The sequence below is a fragment of the Streptomyces panacea genome (genome assembly GCF_040560175.1).
Lineage (GTDB): Bacteria > Actinomycetota > Actinomycetes > Streptomycetales > Streptomycetaceae > Streptomyces > Streptomyces panacea.
Map to the genome: position 1 here is coordinate 1 of NZ_JARJHW010000072.1, position 18,990 is coordinate 18,990.

23 protein-coding genes are annotated in these 18,990 nt (G+C 68.3%); 11 read left to right on the forward strand and 12 right to left on the reverse strand.

The genetic code is table 11. The features are described from left to right. Both P3L51_RS18525 and P3L51_RS18530 read left to right on the forward strand, forming a co-directional pair. Positions 1 to 1,243 (forward strand): DUF445 domain-containing protein (locus P3L51_RS18525; protein WP_354606354.1); only part of this gene is annotated, 1,243 nt, incomplete at its 5' end. 40 nt (positions 1,244 to 1,283) lie between these two features. Then, positions 1,284 to 2,231, forward strand: a complete 948-nt coding sequence (locus P3L51_RS18530; RefSeq protein WP_354606355.1) for an alpha/beta fold hydrolase — start codon at positions 1,284 to 1,286, stop codon at positions 2,229 to 2,231. A 46-nt stretch (positions 2,232 to 2,277) separates the two neighbouring features. Here P3L51_RS18530 and P3L51_RS18535 read toward each other — a convergent pair whose 3' ends face one another. Beyond that, positions 2,278 to 2,760, reverse strand: coding sequence for a MarR family winged helix-turn-helix transcriptional regulator (locus P3L51_RS18535; protein ID WP_354606356.1), 483 nt, complete (start codon positions 2,758 to 2,760; stop codon positions 2,278 to 2,280). Between the two features lie 94 nt (positions 2,761 to 2,854). Here P3L51_RS18535 and P3L51_RS18540 point away from each other — a divergent pair, with 94 nt between their 5' ends. Both P3L51_RS18540 and P3L51_RS18545 read left to right on the forward strand, forming a co-directional pair. After that, a complete protein-coding gene (locus P3L51_RS18540) occupies positions 2,855 to 3,709 on the forward strand; it encodes a nitroreductase/quinone reductase family protein (RefSeq protein ID WP_354606357.1) in 855 nt (284 codons plus the stop codon). A gap of 77 nt (positions 3,710 to 3,786) precedes the next feature. Continuing rightward, a complete protein-coding gene (locus P3L51_RS18545; RefSeq protein ID WP_354606358.1) occupies positions 3,787 to 4,767 on the forward strand; it encodes a hypothetical protein in 981 nt (326 codons plus the stop codon). A gap of 70 nt (positions 4,768 to 4,837) precedes the next feature. On the opposite strand, the gene P3L51_RS18550 is transcribed toward P3L51_RS18545, so the two are convergent. The 4 genes from P3L51_RS18550 to P3L51_RS18565 form a co-directional block, all read right to left on the reverse strand. Beyond that, positions 4,838 to 4,993: a hypothetical protein gene (locus P3L51_RS18550; protein WP_354606359.1), complete on the reverse strand. Its 156-nt coding sequence runs from the start codon at positions 4,991 to 4,993 to the stop codon at positions 4,838 to 4,840. A gap of 61 nt (positions 4,994 to 5,054) precedes the next feature. After that, positions 5,055 to 5,447 (reverse strand): carboxymuconolactone decarboxylase family protein, encoded by a 393-nt coding sequence (locus tag P3L51_RS18555; RefSeq protein WP_354606383.1) that lies wholly within the window; start codon positions 5,445 to 5,447, stop codon positions 5,055 to 5,057. A 117-nt stretch (positions 5,448 to 5,564) separates the two neighbouring features. Continuing rightward, entirely contained in the window at positions 5,565 to 5,774 is a 210-nt protein-coding gene (locus P3L51_RS18560) for a DUF397 domain-containing protein (protein WP_354606360.1), read from the reverse strand. Further along, the gene (locus P3L51_RS18565; protein WP_354606361.1) at positions 5,774 to 6,619 is read right to left on the reverse strand and encodes a helix-turn-helix domain-containing protein; all 846 of its coding nucleotides are present in this window, start codon (positions 6,617 to 6,619) and stop codon (positions 5,774 to 5,776) included. Before P3L51_RS18565 ends, P3L51_RS18560 begins: the two co-directional genes overlap by 1 nt. Positions 6,620 to 6,833: 214 nt before the next feature. Between P3L51_RS18565 and P3L51_RS18570 the strand changes: the two genes are divergently transcribed. Next, positions 6,834 to 7,463, forward strand: a complete 630-nt coding sequence (locus P3L51_RS18570) for an ATP-binding protein (protein ID WP_354606362.1) — start codon at positions 6,834 to 6,836, stop codon at positions 7,461 to 7,463. Between the two features lie 28 nt (positions 7,464 to 7,491). On the opposite strand, the gene P3L51_RS18575 is transcribed toward P3L51_RS18570, so the two are convergent. Further along, the gene (locus P3L51_RS18575; protein WP_354606363.1) at positions 7,492 to 8,244 is read right to left on the reverse strand and encodes an HNH endonuclease; all 753 of its coding nucleotides are present in this window, start codon (positions 8,242 to 8,244) and stop codon (positions 7,492 to 7,494) included. A gap of 158 nt (positions 8,245 to 8,402) precedes the next feature. Between P3L51_RS18575 and P3L51_RS18580 the strand changes: the two genes are divergently transcribed. Continuing rightward, positions 8,403 to 9,587 (forward strand): DNA cytosine methyltransferase, encoded by a 1,185-nt coding sequence (locus tag P3L51_RS18580; RefSeq protein ID WP_354606364.1) that lies wholly within the window; start codon positions 8,403 to 8,405, stop codon positions 9,585 to 9,587. Here P3L51_RS18580 and P3L51_RS18585 read toward each other — a convergent pair. The 4 genes from P3L51_RS18585 to P3L51_RS18600 form a co-directional block, all read right to left on the reverse strand. Then, entirely contained in the window at positions 9,522 to 9,977 is a 456-nt protein-coding gene (locus P3L51_RS18585; protein WP_354606365.1) for a very short patch repair endonuclease, read from the reverse strand. The genes P3L51_RS18580 and P3L51_RS18585 overlap by 66 nt on opposite strands. A 90-nt stretch (positions 9,978 to 10,067) precedes the next feature. Further along, positions 10,068 to 11,033 (reverse strand): NaeI family type II restriction endonuclease, encoded by a 966-nt coding sequence (locus tag P3L51_RS18590; protein ID WP_354606366.1) that lies wholly within the window; start codon positions 11,031 to 11,033, stop codon positions 10,068 to 10,070. A gap of 118 nt (positions 11,034 to 11,151) precedes the next feature. Continuing rightward, positions 11,152 to 12,150 (reverse strand): SEC-C metal-binding domain-containing protein, encoded by a 999-nt coding sequence (locus tag P3L51_RS18595; protein WP_354606367.1) that lies wholly within the window; start codon positions 12,148 to 12,150, stop codon positions 11,152 to 11,154. Between the two features lie 124 nt (positions 12,151 to 12,274). Continuing rightward, a complete protein-coding gene (locus P3L51_RS18600) occupies positions 12,275 to 13,678 on the reverse strand; it encodes an MFS transporter (RefSeq protein WP_354606368.1) in 1,404 nt (467 codons plus the stop codon). Positions 13,679 to 13,781: 103 nt separating this feature from the next. Here P3L51_RS18600 and P3L51_RS18605 point away from each other — a divergent pair, with 103 nt between their 5' ends. From P3L51_RS18605 to P3L51_RS18625, 5 genes are all read left to right on the forward strand, one after another. Beyond that, positions 13,782 to 14,312, forward strand: coding sequence for a winged helix-turn-helix transcriptional regulator (locus P3L51_RS18605; protein ID WP_354606369.1), 531 nt, complete (start codon positions 13,782 to 13,784; stop codon positions 14,310 to 14,312). Positions 14,313 to 14,367: 55 nt separating this feature from the next. Further along, positions 14,368 to 14,688 (forward strand): DUF6412 domain-containing protein, encoded by a 321-nt coding sequence (locus tag P3L51_RS18610; RefSeq protein WP_354606370.1) that lies wholly within the window; start codon positions 14,368 to 14,370, stop codon positions 14,686 to 14,688. 155 nt (positions 14,689 to 14,843) lie between these two features. Beyond that, positions 14,844 to 15,608, forward strand: a complete 765-nt coding sequence (locus P3L51_RS18615) for a YidC/Oxa1 family membrane protein insertase (protein ID WP_354606371.1) — start codon at positions 14,844 to 14,846, stop codon at positions 15,606 to 15,608. A 167-nt stretch (positions 15,609 to 15,775) separates the two neighbouring features. Next, positions 15,776 to 16,633 (forward strand): fumarylacetoacetate hydrolase family protein, encoded by an 858-nt coding sequence (locus P3L51_RS18620; protein ID WP_354606384.1) that lies wholly within the window; start codon positions 15,776 to 15,778, stop codon positions 16,631 to 16,633. A 65-nt stretch (positions 16,634 to 16,698) separates the two neighbouring features. Then, the gene (locus tag P3L51_RS18625; RefSeq protein ID WP_354606372.1) at positions 16,699 to 17,292 is read left to right on the forward strand and encodes a mycothiol-dependent nitroreductase Rv2466c family protein; all 594 of its coding nucleotides are present in this window, start codon (positions 16,699 to 16,701) and stop codon (positions 17,290 to 17,292) included. A gap of 21 nt (positions 17,293 to 17,313) precedes the next feature. Here the strand turns inward: P3L51_RS18625 and P3L51_RS18630 are convergent, their stop codons facing one another. After that, the gene (locus P3L51_RS18630; RefSeq protein ID WP_354606373.1) at positions 17,314 to 17,808 is read right to left on the reverse strand and encodes a heme-degrading domain-containing protein; all 495 of its coding nucleotides are present in this window, start codon (positions 17,806 to 17,808) and stop codon (positions 17,314 to 17,316) included. After that, the gene (locus P3L51_RS18635) at positions 17,805 to 18,905 is read right to left on the reverse strand and encodes a Gfo/Idh/MocA family oxidoreductase (protein WP_354606374.1); all 1,101 of its coding nucleotides are present in this window, start codon (positions 18,903 to 18,905) and stop codon (positions 17,805 to 17,807) included. Before P3L51_RS18635 ends, P3L51_RS18630 begins: the two co-directional genes overlap by 4 nt. Between the last annotated feature and the right edge of the window lie 85 nt (positions 18,906 to 18,990).

Here is an 18,990-nt window from a genome sequence, read left to right on the forward strand (position 1 = left end):
CGACGAGGAGAAGCGGCGCGGCGTCCGCCGTATGAAGACGACCGCCACCGGCCTGCTGATCTTCGTCGCCATCATCTACATCCTCGCCACCTGGGCCGAGAATTCGGGCGTCACGGGCTGGCCCGGCTACGTCGCGGCGGCGGCCGAAGCCGGCATGGTGGGCGCGCTCGCGGACTGGTTCGCCGTCACGGCTCTCTTCCGCCACCCGCTCGGCCTGCCGATTCCGCACACCGCGATCATCCCGAACAAGAAGGACCAACTCGGCGCGTCGCTCGGCTCGTTCGTGGGGGAGAACTTCCTCTCCTCCGACGTCGTACGGACCCGGCTGCGCGGCCTGAACATCGGCGGCCGTCTCGGCGCCTGGCTCGCCGAGCCCGCCCACGCCGACCGCGTCACGGACGAGCTGGCCACGGCCCTGCGCGGTGCGCTGACCGTCCTGCGGGACAGCGACGTCCAGGCGGTCGTCGGCGAGGCGATCACCCGCCGCGCGGACGCCGCCGAGATCGCCCCCGGCATAGGGAAGACGCTGGAGCGCGTGGTCGAGGACGGCGCCCACCACCGCGCCGTCGACCTGATCTGCGCCCGCGCGCACGACTGGCTGGTCGAGCACGGAGATTCGGTCATGGACGCCGTACAGGGCGGCGCCCCCGGCTGGACGCCGCGCTTCGTCGACCGCAGGATCGGCGACCGCGTCTACAAGGAACTGCTGCGCTTCGTCACGGAGATGCGCGACATGCCGACCCACCCGGCGCGCGGCGCGATCGACCGCTTCCTCACGGACTTCGCCTCCGACCTTCAGTCGGACACGGAGACGCGCGCGCGTGTCGAGCGCCTCAAGTCCGACCTGCTGGCGCGCCCCGAGGTGCAGGACATCATCGCGTCCGCGTGGTCCTCCGTACGCGCGATGATCATCGCCGCGTCCGAGGACGACCGCAGCGAACTGCGCCTGCGCGCCCGCGCCTCCCTCCTCTCGCTCGGCGCCCGCCTGGCGACGGACGGCAGGCTCCAGCGGAAGCTGGAGGGCTGGGTGGAGGACGCGGCGGACTACGTGGTGACGACGTACCGGGGCGAGATCACGTCCCTGATCTCCGACACGGTCGCGAGCTGGGACGGCAAGCACACGTCGAAGAAGATCGAGGCCCACATCGGCCGCGACCTCCAGTTCATCCGCATCAACGGCACGGTGGTGGGCGCGCTCGCGGGCCTGCTGATCTACACGATCTCGCACGCGCTGAGCGGGTGAACCGGACCGCCCGGTTCACCCACCCAGCAACCAGGGGGGAGTGCTCTTCAGTACGTACAGCGGTACGGAGGCGTTCAGCGACGGGGCGGACTTGATACCGAGGGCACGGCACACGACGATCACGACGGACGACGGCGTACGGCTCGCCTGTACGGAGTACGGACGGGAGCCCTCCGCCCGATCCGCCGGCGTCGGCCTCGCCCCCGGCGACGCCGATCCCGGCGATCACGCCGACGCCGACCACTCCGGTGCCGTGCCCGTCCTGCTGCTCCACGGTCTCGCGGGCCACACGGCGGAGTGGGACGTACTCGCGGGCCTGCTCGGTCCCCGCTACCGCCTGGTCGGCTACGACGCGCGGGGCCACGGCATGAGCGACCGCCTTCCCAAGGATGTCTCGCGCGCGGCGCACGTGCGCGACGTCGTAGCCGTCACCGGGGAACTGGCCCTGGACCGCCCCGTCCTGATCGGCCAGTCCCTCGGCGGGCTCACGGCCCTGCTCACCGCCGCCGCCCACCCGGATCTCGTCCGCGCGCTGGTCCTGGTGGAGGCCGGACCCAGGGGCCCGGCCCCCGAACTGCCCGGCAAGATCGGGAGGTGGCTGGACTCGTGGCCGGTCCCGTTCGAATCGGCCGACGCCGCGGTCCGCTTCTTCGGCGGCGGCCCGGCGGGCCTGGCCTGGGCGGCGGGCCTGGAGGTCCGTCCCGACGGGCTGTACTCGCGCGTCGACCGGGACGTGATGGTGGGCTGCGTGGCGGAGAGCGGCGTCCGCTCGTTCTGGGCGGAGTGGGACCAGGTGCGCTGCCCCACGCTTGTGGTGCGGGGCGAGAAGGGCGCCATGCCGGCGTCGGAGGCCGAGGAGATGCGCGTACGCCACCCGGCGGGGACGCGGGTCGAGGTTGTGGCGGGGGCGGGGCACGACGTACACCTGGACCGACCGGCGGAACTGCGCGCGCTGATCGCGGAGTTCCTGCCCCCGGCGCCCGCTTAGGCGCTGTCCGGGGCGTCCGGGCCGCCCGGGCCGTCCGGGGCGCCTCTCACCCCTCGGTGCCGTCCAGCCCCCGCTCGTACGCCTCAAGAGTGTCGACGAACATCCGCCGCTGCTCCGGAGTCAACGGCTCCAACGCCCCGCGCCAGGCGCCGGCGCCGCGCGCCAGCCAGCCGTCGATGGCGGGCCGGTGCTCGTCGCTGATGCTGACGATCGTGCGACGCCGGTCGCTCTCGTCCGCCTCCCGCCGCAGGATCCCCTGCCGGCTCAGCTCGCCGACCATCAGGCTCACCGTCGCCGGGGCGACCTCCAGCCTTGCCGCGAGGGCGTTGACGGTCATCGGGCCGTCGAAGAGGAGGAACGCGAAGAGCGACAGATGGCGGGGCGCGAGGGAGAACGACTCCAGTTCCGCGGGGATTTTGATCCGCTTCGCACGCCCGACCATCCGGGGCATGAGCAGCAACAACGTACGGATTCCGTCCTCGACGCCGAGACCGGCGGCCTCGTCGTCACGCCGGCCGTCGGTTGACATCCGTACCGCCCTCTCAATAGCTTTGAGTCCAAAGTATCTTTGCTTGCAAAGTGAACATGTCTTCTGGTCGAGCGTATCCGGAGAGGGCGACCCCATGACCGAACCCGAACAGCGGCAGGGCATCCAGGAATTCAACCGGCTGATCATCGAGGAGTTCCGGGCGAACGGCGGCCGGGTGGGCGGCATGTTCGAGGGCGCGCCGCTCGTCCTGCTGACGACGCTGGGCGCCAGGAGCGGCGAGCGGCGTACGAACCCCGCCGCGTACGCGCGCGACGGCGAACGCCTCCTGGTCTTCGCCTCCAACGCGGGCGGCCCCGTGCATCCGGGCTGGTACTTCAACCTCCTCGCCGACAGCCGGGTCACCGTCGAGATCGGCAGCGAGGAGGGTGGCGTCGCCACGTTCTCGGCCCGCGCCGAACCGCTCCAGGGCGAGGAGCGCGACCACCAGTACGCCCTCCAGGCCGCACGGGACCCGGGCTTCGCCGCGTATCAGGCGGGCACCGACCGTACGATCCCGGTGGTCGCCCTGCACCCCCTGACGCTGACGGACCCGGCGCGGAACCGGGCGATAGGGGAGGAGCTCGTACGAGTCCACGCCCAGCTACGAGCCGAGCTGGCAGCACTCCGCGCCACCCCCGCATCCGCCGTGTCCCTCGATGGGGGGCTGCTGCTCCACTGCCTGAGCTTCTGCGAGTCGCTGAGCGCGCACCACACCGCCGAGGACGGCGCGTTCTCGGCCTTCGACCGGCAATTCCCCGAGCTGGCACCCGTGTTGGAGCGCCTGCGCGCGGAACACCGCGGTGTCTCGGCGGCGCTGACGAAACTGCGGGACGACCCGCCTGCCACCCCCGACGCCCTCCGGCAGGAGCTGGAACGGCTGGCGAAGGAGCTGGAAGACCACTTCACCTACGAGGAGACGCACCTGCTCCCCGCGCTGAACGGGCGTTGAACGCTTCCCACACCACACAAAGCAACAACATTCCGCGCTCTCCACTACACAGAGTCACGGGTGGGCAGGACGTATCCATGCCGACACCCACGAGAGCAGACACAGCGGCGATCGACCGCCTCGCCCGCACACAGATGCGGCTGGCGACCTCCGGCCAACTGCGCGCCACGGGCCTGGCCGCCAGCACGGCTGCACGCCGCTGCGCACCGGGCGGTCGCTGGCAGCGGCTGCTGCCGGGGGTCGTCCTGATACAGACGGGCAAGCCGGACGTCTGGCAACAGCTACTGGCGGCGGTCCTGTTCGCGGCCCGGGACGCCTCCGCGATGTCGGGCCGCACCGCCGTACTGACGGGCGAGGCGGTCCTGGCCATCTACGGCGTACGCGGCGCCCGCACCGACCGGGCCGACGTCCTGGTCTGCTCGGGCCGCCGGCTCCGCGATCGCGGTTACGTCCACCTCCACCCCACGCGCCGCTGGCCGCCGACCCTCCGCGGCGAGGGCATCCCCTGCGTCCGGGCGGTCCGAGCGGCCTCCGACTTCGCGGCGCACGAATCGTCCCCCGACCGCGTCCGCGCACTCCTGGTGGGCACGGTCCAGAAGGGCCGCTGCCACCCGGACGACCTCCGCGCCGAACTCCACGCGTCCCACGCCCTGCGCAACCCGGCGGTCCGAGCGGTGCTGGACGACCTCCGCGTCGGCATCCGCTCCATCGCCGAGGGCGAAACCCGCGACACCCTCCTCAACGCCAACATCCCCGACCCCCTCTGGAACCCCACCCTCCTCACCCCGTCGGGCACCTTCCTGGCCCGCCCGGACGCCTACTGGCCCTACGAGGGCGTCGCGCTGGAGGTCGACTCGGCGGAATACCACCTGGGCATCACGGAATACCGCGCCACGCTCCGCCGCCGCCTCCTCCTGGAATCCCACGGAGTCGCGGTCCTGAGCGTGACCCTGTCCCTGGTCCGCGACCACCCCCAGGAACTGATCACGGCGGTCCTCACCAAACTCCACCTGGCCACCAAGGGCCCCACCCGCCCCCGGGTGGTACTCCGCCCCTGACGCCCCCGCGTTCAGCAGGCCGAGCCACTTGCGAGGCCCAATCGAAGGCGGGGACGGAGAGCGCCTGCGCTCAGGCGCCGTCCACAGGGGATGACGCTTCGCGCAGACGCAACGCCTGCGCGTCGTACTCACCGAGAATCTGACGAAGCTGCTCCAACGCCTCGGGAGGAATCTCAGGCGGAGCGGACTCGGCCACCAATCGGGCGGCGGAAACGAGCGCGGCCATCTCATAAGCGTGAGCGGTCGCCCGCACGACACCCGGCCTGGCCCACTCAAGACGCATGGTCTCAGCCCTTCGACGCCAAGTAGTCCTTCATCTGCCCGAGTTCCTGCGCGAATTCGTCGTAGTCCTCACGCATACCGTTGAGGTACACGCTCCAGCCGACGCTGTTCTTCGCGTAGTGGACAGCTTCCTGTATCTCCTCGTCGGTGGCCCCGAACATCTTCGCGGCCTCCATGTGGAAGAGAATGCAGTAGCGGCACTTCGTCTCCGAATGCAACGCTATCCCCATCAGTTCCTTGTACTTGTTCGGGATAAGCGTCTCGCCGAGTTCGATCCTCTTGAAGATCTCCCACTCGGCATCCAGCAGGTCATCGGGGATCTGCCCCATGAAATGCGGTACGAGACCGAGCGTCTCCTTGATCTCCGACTCGACCTCGCTCCGACTCCGGCCCGCCATGGCGATCACTCCTCTCAGCCAAGCGAACGGATGTACTCCATTCCAGGCTAGATCGCACCACAGACCACGGCGACCGCTGTCGTCCCTACCGGGAGGGAGCGCCGGAGGCGACCTCGCTCAGACAAGCCGCGACGCGCGCAGCGCGCCGACGAAGTCGGCCCACGCGCCGTGCTGTACGGCGATCCGAGGGCCTGTGGGTACCTTCGAGTCGCGTACGGCGGTTATGCCGGCCAGCTCCGCGACCTCGACGCACTCCGTGGTGTTGCCTCCGCTGTAGGAAGACTTGAACCACACAACTGCCTCTGCGGACGTAGTAACGGGAACCATCAGATCTCCTCGCGAACACGCTCGATCAGGAGCGATGAAGCGGACATGTCCAACGCTTGGGCGCGCAAGTAGTCGAACGCAAGTCGGTATCGGTTCAGTTCCTCGTCCTTCTCCATGAAGAGTGAGCCGACGTGCAGGTCGACGTAGACCACGTCCAGAGATGGCTCGGCGCCGCCCAGAATCACGAAACTGCCCAGTGCGGCAGTGTGTGCTCCCTTGGCGAACGGCAGGATCTGAAGCGTGATGTCTGGTGACTCGTTGGCTTGCAGGAGGTGGCTCAGTTGCTCACGCATGATCTCGCGTGAGCCGACCACCCGCCGGATCACCGACTCATCAAGGATTGCCCAGAGATGCGGTGGCTGAGCGCGGTTCAGGATTTCCTGCCGCTTCATCCGGATGTCTACCAGGCGTTCGACCTCCTGTGGAGCGAGGCGCATCTCGTTCGCCTGTTGGATCGCCGTGTTGTAGTTGCGGGTCTGAAGAAGCCCTGGCACATAGACACAGGAGAAGTGGTCTTCCCGAGACGCTTCGTCTTCAAGCGTTAGGAGGAGGCTCATGTCAGCTGGGATCGAGTCACTGAACGGCCCCCACCAGCCTTGTCGCTTGGCATCCTTGGCCAAGGCCACAACTGCGTTCCGCTCTGCGTCGCTCGCGTCGTACTCACGGCAGAGAGCGTCCACGATGGGCCACTTCACCGGTCCTTCCTGAGTCTCATACCGGCTGACGGTCGCCTTCGAGATCCCGACCAGTCGCCCGGCTTCCTCCAATGTCATGCCTTTGCTCGCCCGGAGCTTGCGCATCATGGCGCCGAGCTGACGGCGGCGTGTCGTGGTCTTCGATGACATGGAGACACCTCGCATCCTGAGTGGTCATCGGCTGGGTCAGCCAACAGGGTTGCACTGCACCGACCTTGATACGCCGACGGATTCACTCGACAGAGTGTCATGAGAAGTTGCATGGAGAGACTTCTCAGCTCCATACTCGTAACGGAGTCGCTACGCAGTGCAGTCGCATGGGTGCGACGTGAAGTGCTGGCGTGGCAGAGGAAGGAGCACTCACGTGTGCAGGGGTGGAGTCACAGCGGACGGTCTCCGTTGTGTTCTGACATTCGAGGCTGACCCGGCGATACTGCGACTGCTCCGCCGAACCGTTCGGGACCAACTTGCCGAGTGGGGGATGCTTGCGCTGTCTGACGAGGTCCAGTTAGCAGTCACGGAACTTGCGAGCAACGTGATCAAGCACGTAGGTGAAGGTGCGCCTTCGGCCCTTGTGATGGAGCCGCGGAATGGCACGCTTCGCGTAGAAGTCCACGACACGAGCCGTGCGGTTCCGGCGGTCCGCGACCCGCAATGTGGTGCCGAGTGCGGTCGGGGCCTTCACTTGCTGGCCGGAATGTCGGCGAACTGGGGCACTGACCAGACGGCCACGGGCAAGGCGGTGTGGTGTGAGTTCGCGACCGGAATAGAGGATGGCCACTGTTTGCGTGTTCGGCGTGCGATGTCAGTGATGGATAACTACCGCCTCGCCGTGGACGGGAGGCAGTTGCTCGGTGTGGGCCGTCTGTCAGTGCTGGAGGAATCGGCAACGGACCTCATCGCTGACTTGCTCCACTGGTTGAGTGCTCAAGGCGGTGATCCGGATGCGATTTTGGATCGGGCGCAGATGCGCTTCGAAGCTGACGCCGCCTGACGCCCACGGCTTCATTGGCGGTGGAGCGCTACGGAGAGTCGCCCGTCGCGCCGCCCCTTGCCATCACTTGTCTCAAGGTATCTGGCGTGCGCCACGCTGTGCCTTGATGGCTTCTGTGGCACATGCGATGGCAGTTCGCGCACAGCAGGGCGAGATCTTCGAGGCGCGTCTCTCGAGGGCCGGCCGCGTGGAGGGGGAGCACGTGGTGGACCTCGATGTAGTCCGCCCCGAGTGCTCCGTACATCTTGCTGAAGTTGAACGCGCACACGCTGCACTCAAGAGGGCTGCCCAGTCTCCTGGTCTCAGCGATCTTCTGCTTCCGGAGGCGGGGGTTGCGTTCGCGGAAGAGAGCCCACCTGGCCAGGAGGCGTCCTTCCAGAGCAGTGGAGCCGTCTTCTCCCATCTCGTCCGGCTGCTCAGGAATCGCGACCAGTGCGCCGGAGCTGATTCCTGCCTCAAGGCCACGTGCAGCCTGCATCATCTCTGCTTCGTGTGCGCCGAAGGCTTCGGCGATCTCCCTGGTGAGCTGGCCGCCCCTGGTGGCTGGTCCCGTATAACCTGGGCGGCTGGTGATGAGGTCGGCGCTCTTGCGGCTGACGCTGGTAGCGGATCGGAACTCAGGAAGCTCATGTGCGGCACCAAGGTGGAGCGGGAGCGAGCGCAGCAGCTCCGCAAGCTCCCTGGTGGGCGCCTGGTAGGCGCGCAGTTGGCGCCAGTCGTTGTCGACGAGGCGCGCACAGATCAACAGCAACTCATCCCGGGTCCATGCAGGGCTACGCATGGGCAATATCGTATGAGTGTTCGCTGCGGTGTGGGTGAAGTTCCAGGCCCGATGAGTCGTGCCGCAAACAGAAGGGGCGCGTTGTCAGTGGAACATGTCACCCTCTGTAAGGGCTACTTGCAAAGAGTGGCTGTCAGGAACGTTCGTAAGGAGGGTGCATGACCAGTACTGAACGCAAGTTCACTTCGGTTGAGATCTGCGCGGGTGCGGGTGGCCAGGCGGTAGGACTGCACAACGCGCTGTTCAAACACCTCGCGCTAATCGAGATCGACAAGCACGCATGCGCCACACTTCGGAAGAACGTTACGGAAAACGAAGAATGGAATGGCTGCGAGGTTATCGAGGAGGACTTGAAGGGGCTCGATCTTAATGACCTCAAGAAGAATCTGCGGTTGAAGTTGGGGCTAGATGAAGATGAAAAATTTGAGGAATCTCTAGACCTCTTGGCAGGCGGTGTGCCATGTCCGCCCTTTTCGGTGGCGGGAAAACAGCTAGGCCAAGACGATGAACGCGATCTTTTTCCTACGATGCTCAAAATGGTCAAATCGCTGCAACCCAAGGCGGTGATGATCGAGAACGTCCGCGGCTTGTTGGACAAGAAGTTCGAGTCGTACTGTGACGGGATCGAGAAAGACCTGAAGGAACTGGGCTATGAGAAATGCTTCTGGGATATTCTGGAAGCAAAGGACTTCGGTGTTCCCCAGCTGCGTCCGCGAGCTATTCTCGTAGCGATGAAGGGGCAGTATGCTAAGCATTTTCGATGGACAAAGAGGCCGAGTATTCCAGGCCGGACCGTTGCTGAAGCTCTTGAAAGTTCGATGCGGGACCGCTTTGACTCCGTTGATGACCCCCGGGCTGATGCCGCATACGCGGACTGGCATCAGAAGGCGTCTCGGGGTGTAGCGCCTACGGTTGTTGGCGGGTCAAAGAAGCACGGTGGGGCCGACCTAGGCCCCACGCGGGCCAAGAAAGCCTGGGGAGAGTTGGGTGTCTGCGGCCTCGGAGTTGCGAACGACCCCGATGAGATGGTGGATAAAGAGCGGGATCTTTTCGCGCAGAAAGGGCCGAAGCTCACCGTTCGCCAGGCGGCAACCATTCAAGGCTTTCCGGATTCATGGAAGTTCCATGGCCGCAAAACGGCTGCCTACCGACAGGTCGGCAACGCATTTCCGCCGCCAGTCGCGCAGGCCGTGGGCGAGTGGATCGCCGCTGCACTTGAAGCGGGGTCGGAGGAGGATGGGAGTCTGGGGGAAATCGAGCCTCCAGTTGTTGTCCAATCAGCGCTTCCCGGACCGCAATCGCGTGACCGTTTGAGTGATCTTGAGAGCGCAGTCGTCGGGTGATTCGTGCTCCCAGAACCGCAGGATTGACCAGCCGGCCTCAGATAGCCGCTGATCGGTGTCTCGATCGCGGGCGATATTTCCAGCCACTTTGGTCGACCAATAACCCGAGTTCGTTCTAGGTGCCACGTAATGCTCTGGGCACCCATGCCAGTAGCAGCCGTCAATGAATACCGCGACCTTCGCCGGGCGGAATACCAGATCCGCTGTCCGGCGAAGGCCTGCCAACGGTCGGGTGGCCACGCGGTAACGGAGCCCCTGTGCGTGCACGAGGCGCCGGATCAGGAGTTCGGGCTTAGTGTCGCGGCTCCTGATTGCCTGCATATTGCGGCGCCGTGCCGATGAGGACGCCCAAGAGCCCTCTGGCGGGGTCCATGGTGACGTGGAATCCATGCGATATCTTTCAAATCTCCGTTTGGGTGATTGTGCTCAGCACCCCTGCCCTGATGTTGCGCAGTATCTGGCTGTACAGCTTGCATTTTTCTACAAGGCTGTGTGCTTTGGAAGCGTGGGACCTGGCTTCCTGGGGTCGTCAGGGCTCGCGACTACCCAATGAGCGTCGTCAAGGATAACTTGTGGCCGCTCAGCGTGTCGGGGCTCTGCGCGCGTCAGTCGGGCACTGACGAACTCTCCCTCTCGCGGGAGGGGCAGGTGCAAGTCCTTTGCGATCTTTCTGTGGCTGGCGTAGTCACCCATGATGACGATTCCCTCGTGCTGGAGCGCTGAACGCGCACCGCCGTTGCCCCGGACCCGTTTCATGTAGTCCTTCTGCTGGGCCACAGTCCGGACGACATTGCGCCCGATGCGCCGTTCCTGGACCCGGCGAAACAGTTCATTCAGTCTGGTCTGCCCAGAAGTGGATGAGAAGACAACTGCACGGTCGGTTGCATCCATATGCAGCAGAACATTCTCCGGTAGCGCTTCGTCCTTCCAAATCCAGGTGATCTTGTTGCGATGTTCTGACTTGACAGTGAGCTTCAGATCGCGATTCTTGCCACCGTTGAGCCACTCATCTTTTATGCGCATAAGCCCCGCACTCCAGCGGCTCTTGTAGTCGTCGGCCCAGACGAGGAGGCAAATATGGCCCTTGGCTTCGGGAGGGATCATCCAGCCGCCGAACTGCTGCGAGTACTTGCAGTCGACATCAATGCCGCCGATACGGTAGTCCATTTCCACGCCATCCGCGAACTTGAACTCCCGCTGCAGGTTGATCTCTACGATGGTGCCTGCGTGTGTTTTCTCTGTCTTGAAGAGGGTCTTCCAGTCGTAACGTCCGGTGGTCTCACCATTCAGCAGTTGGTCGATTGTCTCCCGCAGTACGATCGCAAACCGTTCCCCCGTTCTATCGAGGCCACGGATTGCCTGGTAAACCAGCTCAAGCTCGGGGTCGTCGGCCATAGCCGGGCTGGTCGCCATATTGGTTGCGGCTGAAAAATCAAGGGGAAGCACTCGCTGTCCTGTTCTGCTTGTTAGGTGCCCTTGAAATGGTTCGGAGAGACAGACATCGGGGACGTGAACCCCCTTGGTCTCGGGCTGCGCATCAGAGCTACGCAACCAGGACCCGCTGCTAACCCACCCCGTGGCACTCCCTGTACGCCCGGCCCGAGCCGCACCAGCATGTTGCGTTGCGGGCCGGGGGCCAGGCCGTGGCGCGGCCGCGGGCGGCGAGGGTCGTGGCGTACTGGGGGAGCAGGGTCGGGTCCGAGGGGGAGGCGGCTTCGGAGGCGGCGAAGGCCTCGTAGGAGGGGACCGTGCCCGTCACGATGCCCAGGTTCGGGGTGCCCGTGGCGGCGAGTTCGCGTAGGGAGGACTCCAGTTGGGCGAGGTGGGCCTCGCGGGACGGGTACTCGGAGCGGAGCTCGGGGTACGCCGTGAGGAGTTCCGTCAGTTCCGCGGCCGGCCAGTGCAGGACCGCGACCGGGAAGGGGCGGGAGAGGGCCGAGCGGTACGAGCCCAGTTCGGCCCGCAGGCGGGCGATCTCGGCCTGGAGTTCGGCCGGGTTGTCGGAGCCGAGGGCCCAGAGGCGTTTGGGGTCGTGGAGTTCGTCGAGGGGGACGGACGTCTTGTTCACCTGGTCGCCGAGGGCGTCCCAGTCGTCGTGGTCCAGGCCCAGCAGCCGGCGCAGGCGGTGGCGGCCGAGGAGGAGGGAGCCCGCGGAGTACGGGACTTCCTCGCCCGGGGTCAGGAGCAGGTTGAGGGCCGTGGTGTAGGAGTCGTGGGCCGCTTCGAGTTCGTCGTGGGCCTCCAGCGTCTCCGCCACGATCTCCCACGGCGCCGGTTCCAGCGGTTCGGCGATGCGCAGGCCCTCGATGATCGCGCGGGCCTCGGCCTCGTGGCCGTACTCCCACAGGTTCGCGGCCTTGAGCGCCTTCACCAGGTGGGGGTGGTCCGGGGCGCCGGTGAGGAGGTCGTCGTAGAGGCCGGTGGCGCGGTCGCGGGCGCCGGCCAGTTCCAGGTGGGCGGCGGCCTGGAGGAGCAGCGGCTCGCGGTCCTCGGGGTACTGGGCCGCTGTGCGCAGCAGGCGCTCGGCTTCAGTGGTGTGGTCGGCAGGGATGTCGGGGCGCATGGTCCACACCGTACTGCTGTACGCCGGTCGGGGTGGAGGCCGTTCGGACAGCGGGGACGGAGGGGGTTCGGGTCGGGCACAGAGGGTGTGCGGGCGGGTGGGGGTGTTCGCGTGCGTACGAGGGTCAGCTCCGCGCCGCGGGCCGGTCCCGCAGCGCCAGCACCAGCGCCGCCCCCAGCACCGTCACCCCCGCCGACACCAGGATCGCCAGGTCCGTGCCGTGTTGCGGGGTGTCCGCCGATGTCGCCACCGCGATCATCAGGGCGACTCCCGCCGCCGAACCGATGTAGCGGGCCGTGTTGTTCGCGCCCGAGCCCATCGCCGCGCGCTCCTGGGGGACGGACTCGACCGACAGGCGGGGCAGCGCGGCGTTCAGCAGGCCGCTGCCGGCGCCCGCGACGAGGAGTCCCGGCACCAGGCGTCCCCACGATCCCGTGCCCACCGCGCCCAGCATCGACAGGGCGCCGGCCGCGTGCAGGGCGAAGCCCAGCGCCAGTTGGTGGCGGGCGGCCACGCGGCCCGCGAGGCGGCGGGTCTGGAGCGCGACCAGGAAGGCCGTGCCCGACCAGAGTACGAACAGCCCCGCCGCGCCCATCGGGGAGATGCCGAGCGTCCGCATGAGCAGCGCCGGCAGGTAGCTGAACAGTCCGATCACCGCCAGCCCCGTGAACAGCGCGCCGGCCGTGGCCGCCTGGAACGGCCGCCGGCCCAGCAGCCCCGGATCGATCAGCGGGGCGCCGCCGCGCCGCTCCACGGCGGCGAAGACAGCGGTCAGTAGGGCGGCGGCCACCAGCAGCAGGACGACGGGCGTACGCAGCCATCCGTCGCGGCCCAGCGTCAGCGCGCTCAGCAGGGCGGTCATGGCCGCGCCGAGCACGACGGCGCCCACGAGGTCGGGGCGCCCGCCGCGCGGGGCGCGGGATTCGGTGAGCGTACGGAAGGCGAGGACGGCGATGGCGAGGGCCGCCACGGCGAGTACGGCGTACGGCTGCTGCCAGCCGTACGTACCCAGCGCCCCGGCGAGCAGCGGCCCGGCGGCGATTCCCGCGCTCACGAACGCTCCCCAGACGCCGGTGGCCCTGATGCGGCCCGGACCGGCCGGGAAGGCGTGCACGAGGAGGCCGAGGCTGCTGGCGATGATCGCGGCGCTGGAGGCGCCCTGCGCGATCCGGGCGAGGGTGAAGGTGAGGGTGGAGTCGGCCAGCGCGCCGAGACCGGTCGTGAGCGCCAGGCCGAGCGTGCCCGCGAGGAAGAGTCTGCGCCGGCCGTAGTCGTCGGCGAGGCTGCCCGCGACCAGCAGGAGGGCCGCGAGGCCGAGCGGGGCGCCGTTCAGGAGCCATGCCTGGGCCGATATCGCGGTGCCGAAGTCGGCGGTCAGGTCGGGGAGCGTGAGCATCGGGACGGTGTAGTTCATGAGCGCGACGGTCGTCGCCGCGCTGGTGACGGCGAGCGTGGCACCCGCGGCGGGCCCGGCACCGCGGGTGGTGACGGAGGTGGCGGGGCTCGTGGCCACGGGTGTTGAGGACATGGCGAGGTGTCGCCCTTCAAGGTTCGGTGAATGAACTCAGGAACGCGTTGACCGTAACACGGTGAGTTCGTTCATCGAACCTTGAATTGGTTAAGATGAGGCCATGGCCCTCGGCAAGGACTACTCCGCCCAGCAGTGCTCGATCGCCCGAGCCCTGGAGGTCGTCGGCGAGCGCTGGACGCTGCTCGTCGTGCGCGACGCCTTCTACGGAGTACGCCGCTACAACGACTTCCTCACCCACCTCGGCGTCCCCCGCGCCGTCCTCGCCACCCGCCTCAAGAGGCTGGAGCAGGCCGGCATCCTGGAGAAGCGGCGCTATCAGGAGTCACCTCCGCGCGACGAGTACGTCCTGACGGAGCGCGGCATCGCCCTCTGGCCCGTCCTGCGCTCCCTCGGACTCTGGGGCCGCGAACACATCGAAGGCGTCCTCCCCATGCGCGTGTTCACACACGCCACCTGCGGCACCGAACTGGGCTCCTACGGAGAGTGCCCCGCCTGCGCCACGGCCGTACCGCCGCGCGATGTGCGGATGCTGCCGGGGCGCGGACTCGATCCGGAGCCCGACAATCCGGTGAGCCGGGCCCTGCTCGCCCCCCGACGTCTGCTTCTGCCCATCGAAACGGATCGTGTATAACGGCTGAAGGGTCCGACACACCCAGCGACGCGAACCGGGAAGGAGGGGGCAGGGCATGATCCGACGCGCGACACGGCTGCTGCGCCCCGCCGCCCTGCTGTTCTTCCTGCTCGCCGGCCTCGTCCAGGTCCTGCTCGTCGACGCCGGCAGCCTCTCCGCCGCCGTCGCCCTCGCCGCCACCGCCGCGGCCTCCACCGCGTTCGCCGCATCCGCCGCCATCTCGGCCCGGTGCGCCCCCGCCGTACCGCCCACCCGGGTCCGTACGGCCATCCGCGACCGCGAGCAGCGCACAGCCTTCCTGCCGCAGCGAGATCCCGACGCACGAGGCCGCACCCGGCCCCGAGCCCCCGGTCGTCCCGTCCCGACGACCGCGTAGGGCCTCCTCCGCCACTCCTCCTTTCCCGGGCGAGTGACTCCCACGGACTCCCACGGACCCACCCTCACGCGGGTCGTCATGCCGAGCCGCGCCGTGCCGTATCACCGGCGCCGCGCCTCCCATCCGGCACGACGAGACCCTCGGAGGGCTCACCCATGTCCGTCTTCCTGTCCGGCTTCGCCTCCCTGGTCGGACACTTCGCCGACCTCCTCCAGCCCCTCTTCCAGGGGGGCGCGACCGCCGCGGCGATCGTCCTGTTCACCGCCTGCGTACGGCTCGCCGTCCATCCGCTCTCGCGGGCGTCGGCCCGCGGCCAGAAGGCCCGCACCAAGCTCTCGCCGCAGATCGCCGCGCTGCGCAAGAAGCACTCCAAGAACCCCGAACGTCTCCAGAAGGCGATCATGGAGCTGCACAAGAAGGAGAAGGTCTCGCCACTCTCCGGCTGCCTGCCGAGCCTGCTCCAGCTGCCCGCGTTCTTCCTGATGTACCACCTCTTCTCCAGCCGGGAGATCGGTGGCGAGCCGAACGAACTGCTCGGTCACTCCCTCGGCGCCGCACCCCTCGGCGACCGCTGGAAGGACGCACTCGCCGACGGCGGGATCTTCGGGGGAGCGGGCCTCGTGTACGTCGCGCTGTTCGTCGTCGTCGTGGCCGTCGCCACCTTCAACTACCGGCGCACCAAGCGGCAGATGGCCGCCATGCCGACGCCCACGGCCGGCCCCGACGGGCAGCCGATGCCCGGCATGGGGGCGATGACCAAGCTGATGCCGCTGATGTCCTTCGCGACGATCATCACGGTCGGTGTGGTGCCGCTGGCCGCCGCGCTGTACGTCGTGACAAGCACCACATGGACCGCCGTCGAACGGGCCTTCCTCTACCGGGACGTCCCGGCGGCGGGCGCGCTGGCCACCGCCGCTTAGTTCCTGTCCGCCGGATCTTCGGGGGTCCCGCGGTCCAGGGTGTGAACGGGGTCTTGCGGAGTGATCCGATGTCTTGGACGATCGGCCAATCCGCCGATGGCCGCGACCCGTCGGCGGATGCCCCGCTCGACCAGGTCGATCCGCTCGACCAGAGGGAGATACAGACCATGAAGCTGCTGCGTGTCGGTACGGCGGGTGCGGAGCGCCCGGCGCTGCTCGACCAGGACGGGACCCTGCGGGACCTGTCCGCACTGGTCAAGGACATCGACGGCGAACTGCTCGCCGACGAAGCCGCGTTGGAGCGGGTACGGGCCGCCGCCGCGTCCGGCGAGCTGCCCGTCGTCGACCCCGCCGGACTGCGCACCGGGCCGCCCGTCGGCCGGATCGGCAAGATCGTGTGCATCGGGCTGAACTACCACGACCACGCGCGCGAGACGGGCGCGGACATCCCGACCGAGCCGATCATCTTCTTCAAGGCCCCGGACACCGTGGTCGGCCCGGACGACACCGTCCTCGTACCGCGCAAGAGCGTCAAGACGGACTGGGAGGTGGAGCTGGCCGTCGTCATCGGCCGCACCGCCCGCTATCTGGAGTCCCACGAGGAAGCCCTGGCGCACATCGCGGGCTATGCCGTCTCCCACGACGTGTCCGAGCGCGAGTTCCAGATCGAGCGCGGCGGCCAGTGGGACAAGGGCAAGAACTGCGAGACGTTCAACCCGCTCGGCCCGTGGCTCGTGACCGCCGACGAGGTGCCGGACCCGCAGGCGCTGTCGCTCGAACTGTCCGTCAACGGCGAACAGAAGCAGAACGGGACGACAGCCGAGCAGATCTTCCCGGTGGCCGAAGTGGTCCGCTACGTCAGCCAGTTCATGACGCTCTACCCGGGCGACGTCATCAACACCGGTACGCCGGCGGGGGTGGCGCTCGGGCAGCCGGAGCCGAAGCCGTACCTGCGGGCGGGGGACGTCGTCGAGCTGGGGATCGGCGGGCTGGGGCGCCAGCGCCAGGAACTCAAGGACGCGTAACCCGCCCTGCCACGAGCCGGTTCGGCGGGGCCGGACCGACCCGGTCGACGAGAGGGAGCACTCCGATGGACACGGAGCGACGGATCGTCGACTTCTGGTTCGACCCCGCCTGCCCGCTCAGCCGCGTCACCGCGTCATGGATCGTCACCGTCGCCGAACAGCGACCCATCGACATCCACTGGCGCGTGATGAGCCTGTCGATCCTGAACGAGGGCAAGGACGTCGACCCCGAGGGCGACGAGGAGGGCTACCTCTGGATCCCCGCCCGCGTCTGCGCCGCGATCCGGACGGCGCACGGGCACGAGGCGCTCGGCAGGTTCTACGACGCGCTGTGGGCCGCCGAGGGCGGCGGGCGGCGGGAGTGGATGGGCGACATCGCCGAGGCCCTGCGAGCCGCGCAGCTGCCGGTGGCACTGGCCGAGGCGGGCCTGTCCACCGACCACGACGCGGTCCTGCGCGCCTCGCACGCCGAAGCGATGAGCCTCGTCGTGGGTGAGGTGGGTACGCCGGTCCTCGCCGTCACCCACCCCTCCGGGGCCCGGCACGCGTTCTTCGGCCCCGTCGTCACCGAGACACCGGCGCCCGACGACGCGCTGCGACTGTGGGACGGGACGCTCCTCGTCGCGAGCGTCCCGGGCTTCCGCGAGATCAAGACCTGACGAGCCGCCATCACCGATGTCCTACGCGGACAGCATCTGCTCCAGCGTCCGCTCCAGGGCCGCCACCACCAGCGCGTGGTCCTCCTCCTGCGGGAGGCCCGAGACCGTCACCGTGCCGACAACTCCCGCTCCCCGCACCGCGATCGGGAACGAACCGCCGTGGGCCGCGTACCGGTCCGGGTCCAGCCGCGAGGAGTCCTCGAACGTGCTGCCCTTGGCACGGAAGCGCGCACCGACCAGGAACGAACTCGCGCCGTACCGCTCGACCACCCGCCGCTTCCGGTCGATCCAGGCGTCGTTGTCCGCCGACGAGCCCGGCAGCGCGCAGTGGAACAACTGCTGACCGCCCCGCCGGATGTCGATCGCGACCGGCGCCTCGCGCAGGCGCGACCGCTCGACCAGCAGGCTCCCGAGCACCCACGCGTCGTCGTACGTGAAGCGGGGCAGGACCAACCGGGCCTCCTGCGCCTCCAGTTCGGCCACCGTCGGCAGGGGCCGGCCCTGGGCCGCCGTCATGACGAGGCCCCGATCGTGACCGTGACACCCTCGCGGGCGGAGCGGCGCGCCGCCTCCAGGACGTCCAGCGCCGCGGCTGCCTCGTGCGCGGTCACCGGCGGCGCCGTGCCGTCGCGCAGCGCCCGCGCCACGCCCGCGTAGAACGCCGGGTAGTCACCGGGCGCGCTCTCCACCGGGTGGCCGCCACCCGTCGCCGGAGACTCGCCGGCCCCGATCCGGCCCCACACGGACTCGGGCTCCGTACCCCAGTTTCCGGCCGTTTCCTCGGTGTTGGGCCGCTTGCCGTCGCGCAGGTCGGCCTCCTGGGGGTCCAGGCCGTACTTCACATAGCCCGCCTTCGATCCCAGCACCCGGAAGCGCGGGCCGAGTTGGGCCGTCGTGGCGCTGACGTACAGATGCGAGCGGACTCCGCCGGTGTGCGTGATCGCGATGAACGTGTCGTCATCGGCGGCGGCGCCGGGCCTGCGGACGTCGGACTCCGCGTACACCTGCGCCGCCGGACCGAACAGCACCAGCGCCTGGTCCACGACGTGGCTGCCCAGGTCGTACAGCAGCCCTCCGATCTCTTCCGGCACTCCCGACTCGCGCCAGCCGCCCTTGGTCTGCGGACGCCACCGCTCGAAGCGCGATTCGAAGCGCTGTACGTCGCCCAGCTCGCCGCCCGCGACGAGGCGGGCCAGAGTCAGGAAGTCGTTGTCCCAGCGGCGGTTCTGGAAGACGGAGAGCAGCAGGCCCCGCTCCTCGGCGAGAGCGGCCAGATCGCGCGCCTCGGCGGCGGTGCCGGCGATCGGCTTGTCCACGACGACCGGCAGGCCCGCCTTCAGCGCGGCCGTCGCGATCGGGACGTGCGTCTTGTTCGGCGACGCGATCACGACCAGGTCCAGCTCGTCGGCCCGCTCCCACAGCTCGTCCGGCGACACCGCGAAACGGACGTCGGGGAACTCGCCGCGCGCCTGCGCCTGGCGCTCGGGGTTGGAGGTGACGACCGTGTCGAGGATCAGGCCATCGGTCGCGGAGATCAGCGGGGCGTGGAAGACGGAGCCCGCGAGGCCGTAGCCCACGAGTCCGACGCGCAGAGGGGTACCGGTGCCAGTCATGCGTTCCACTTAAGCAACGGTGTTGCGATAGTGCAAGCGCGCGGGACAATGACACCGTGGACAACCGTGAGGGCAACAGTGAGGG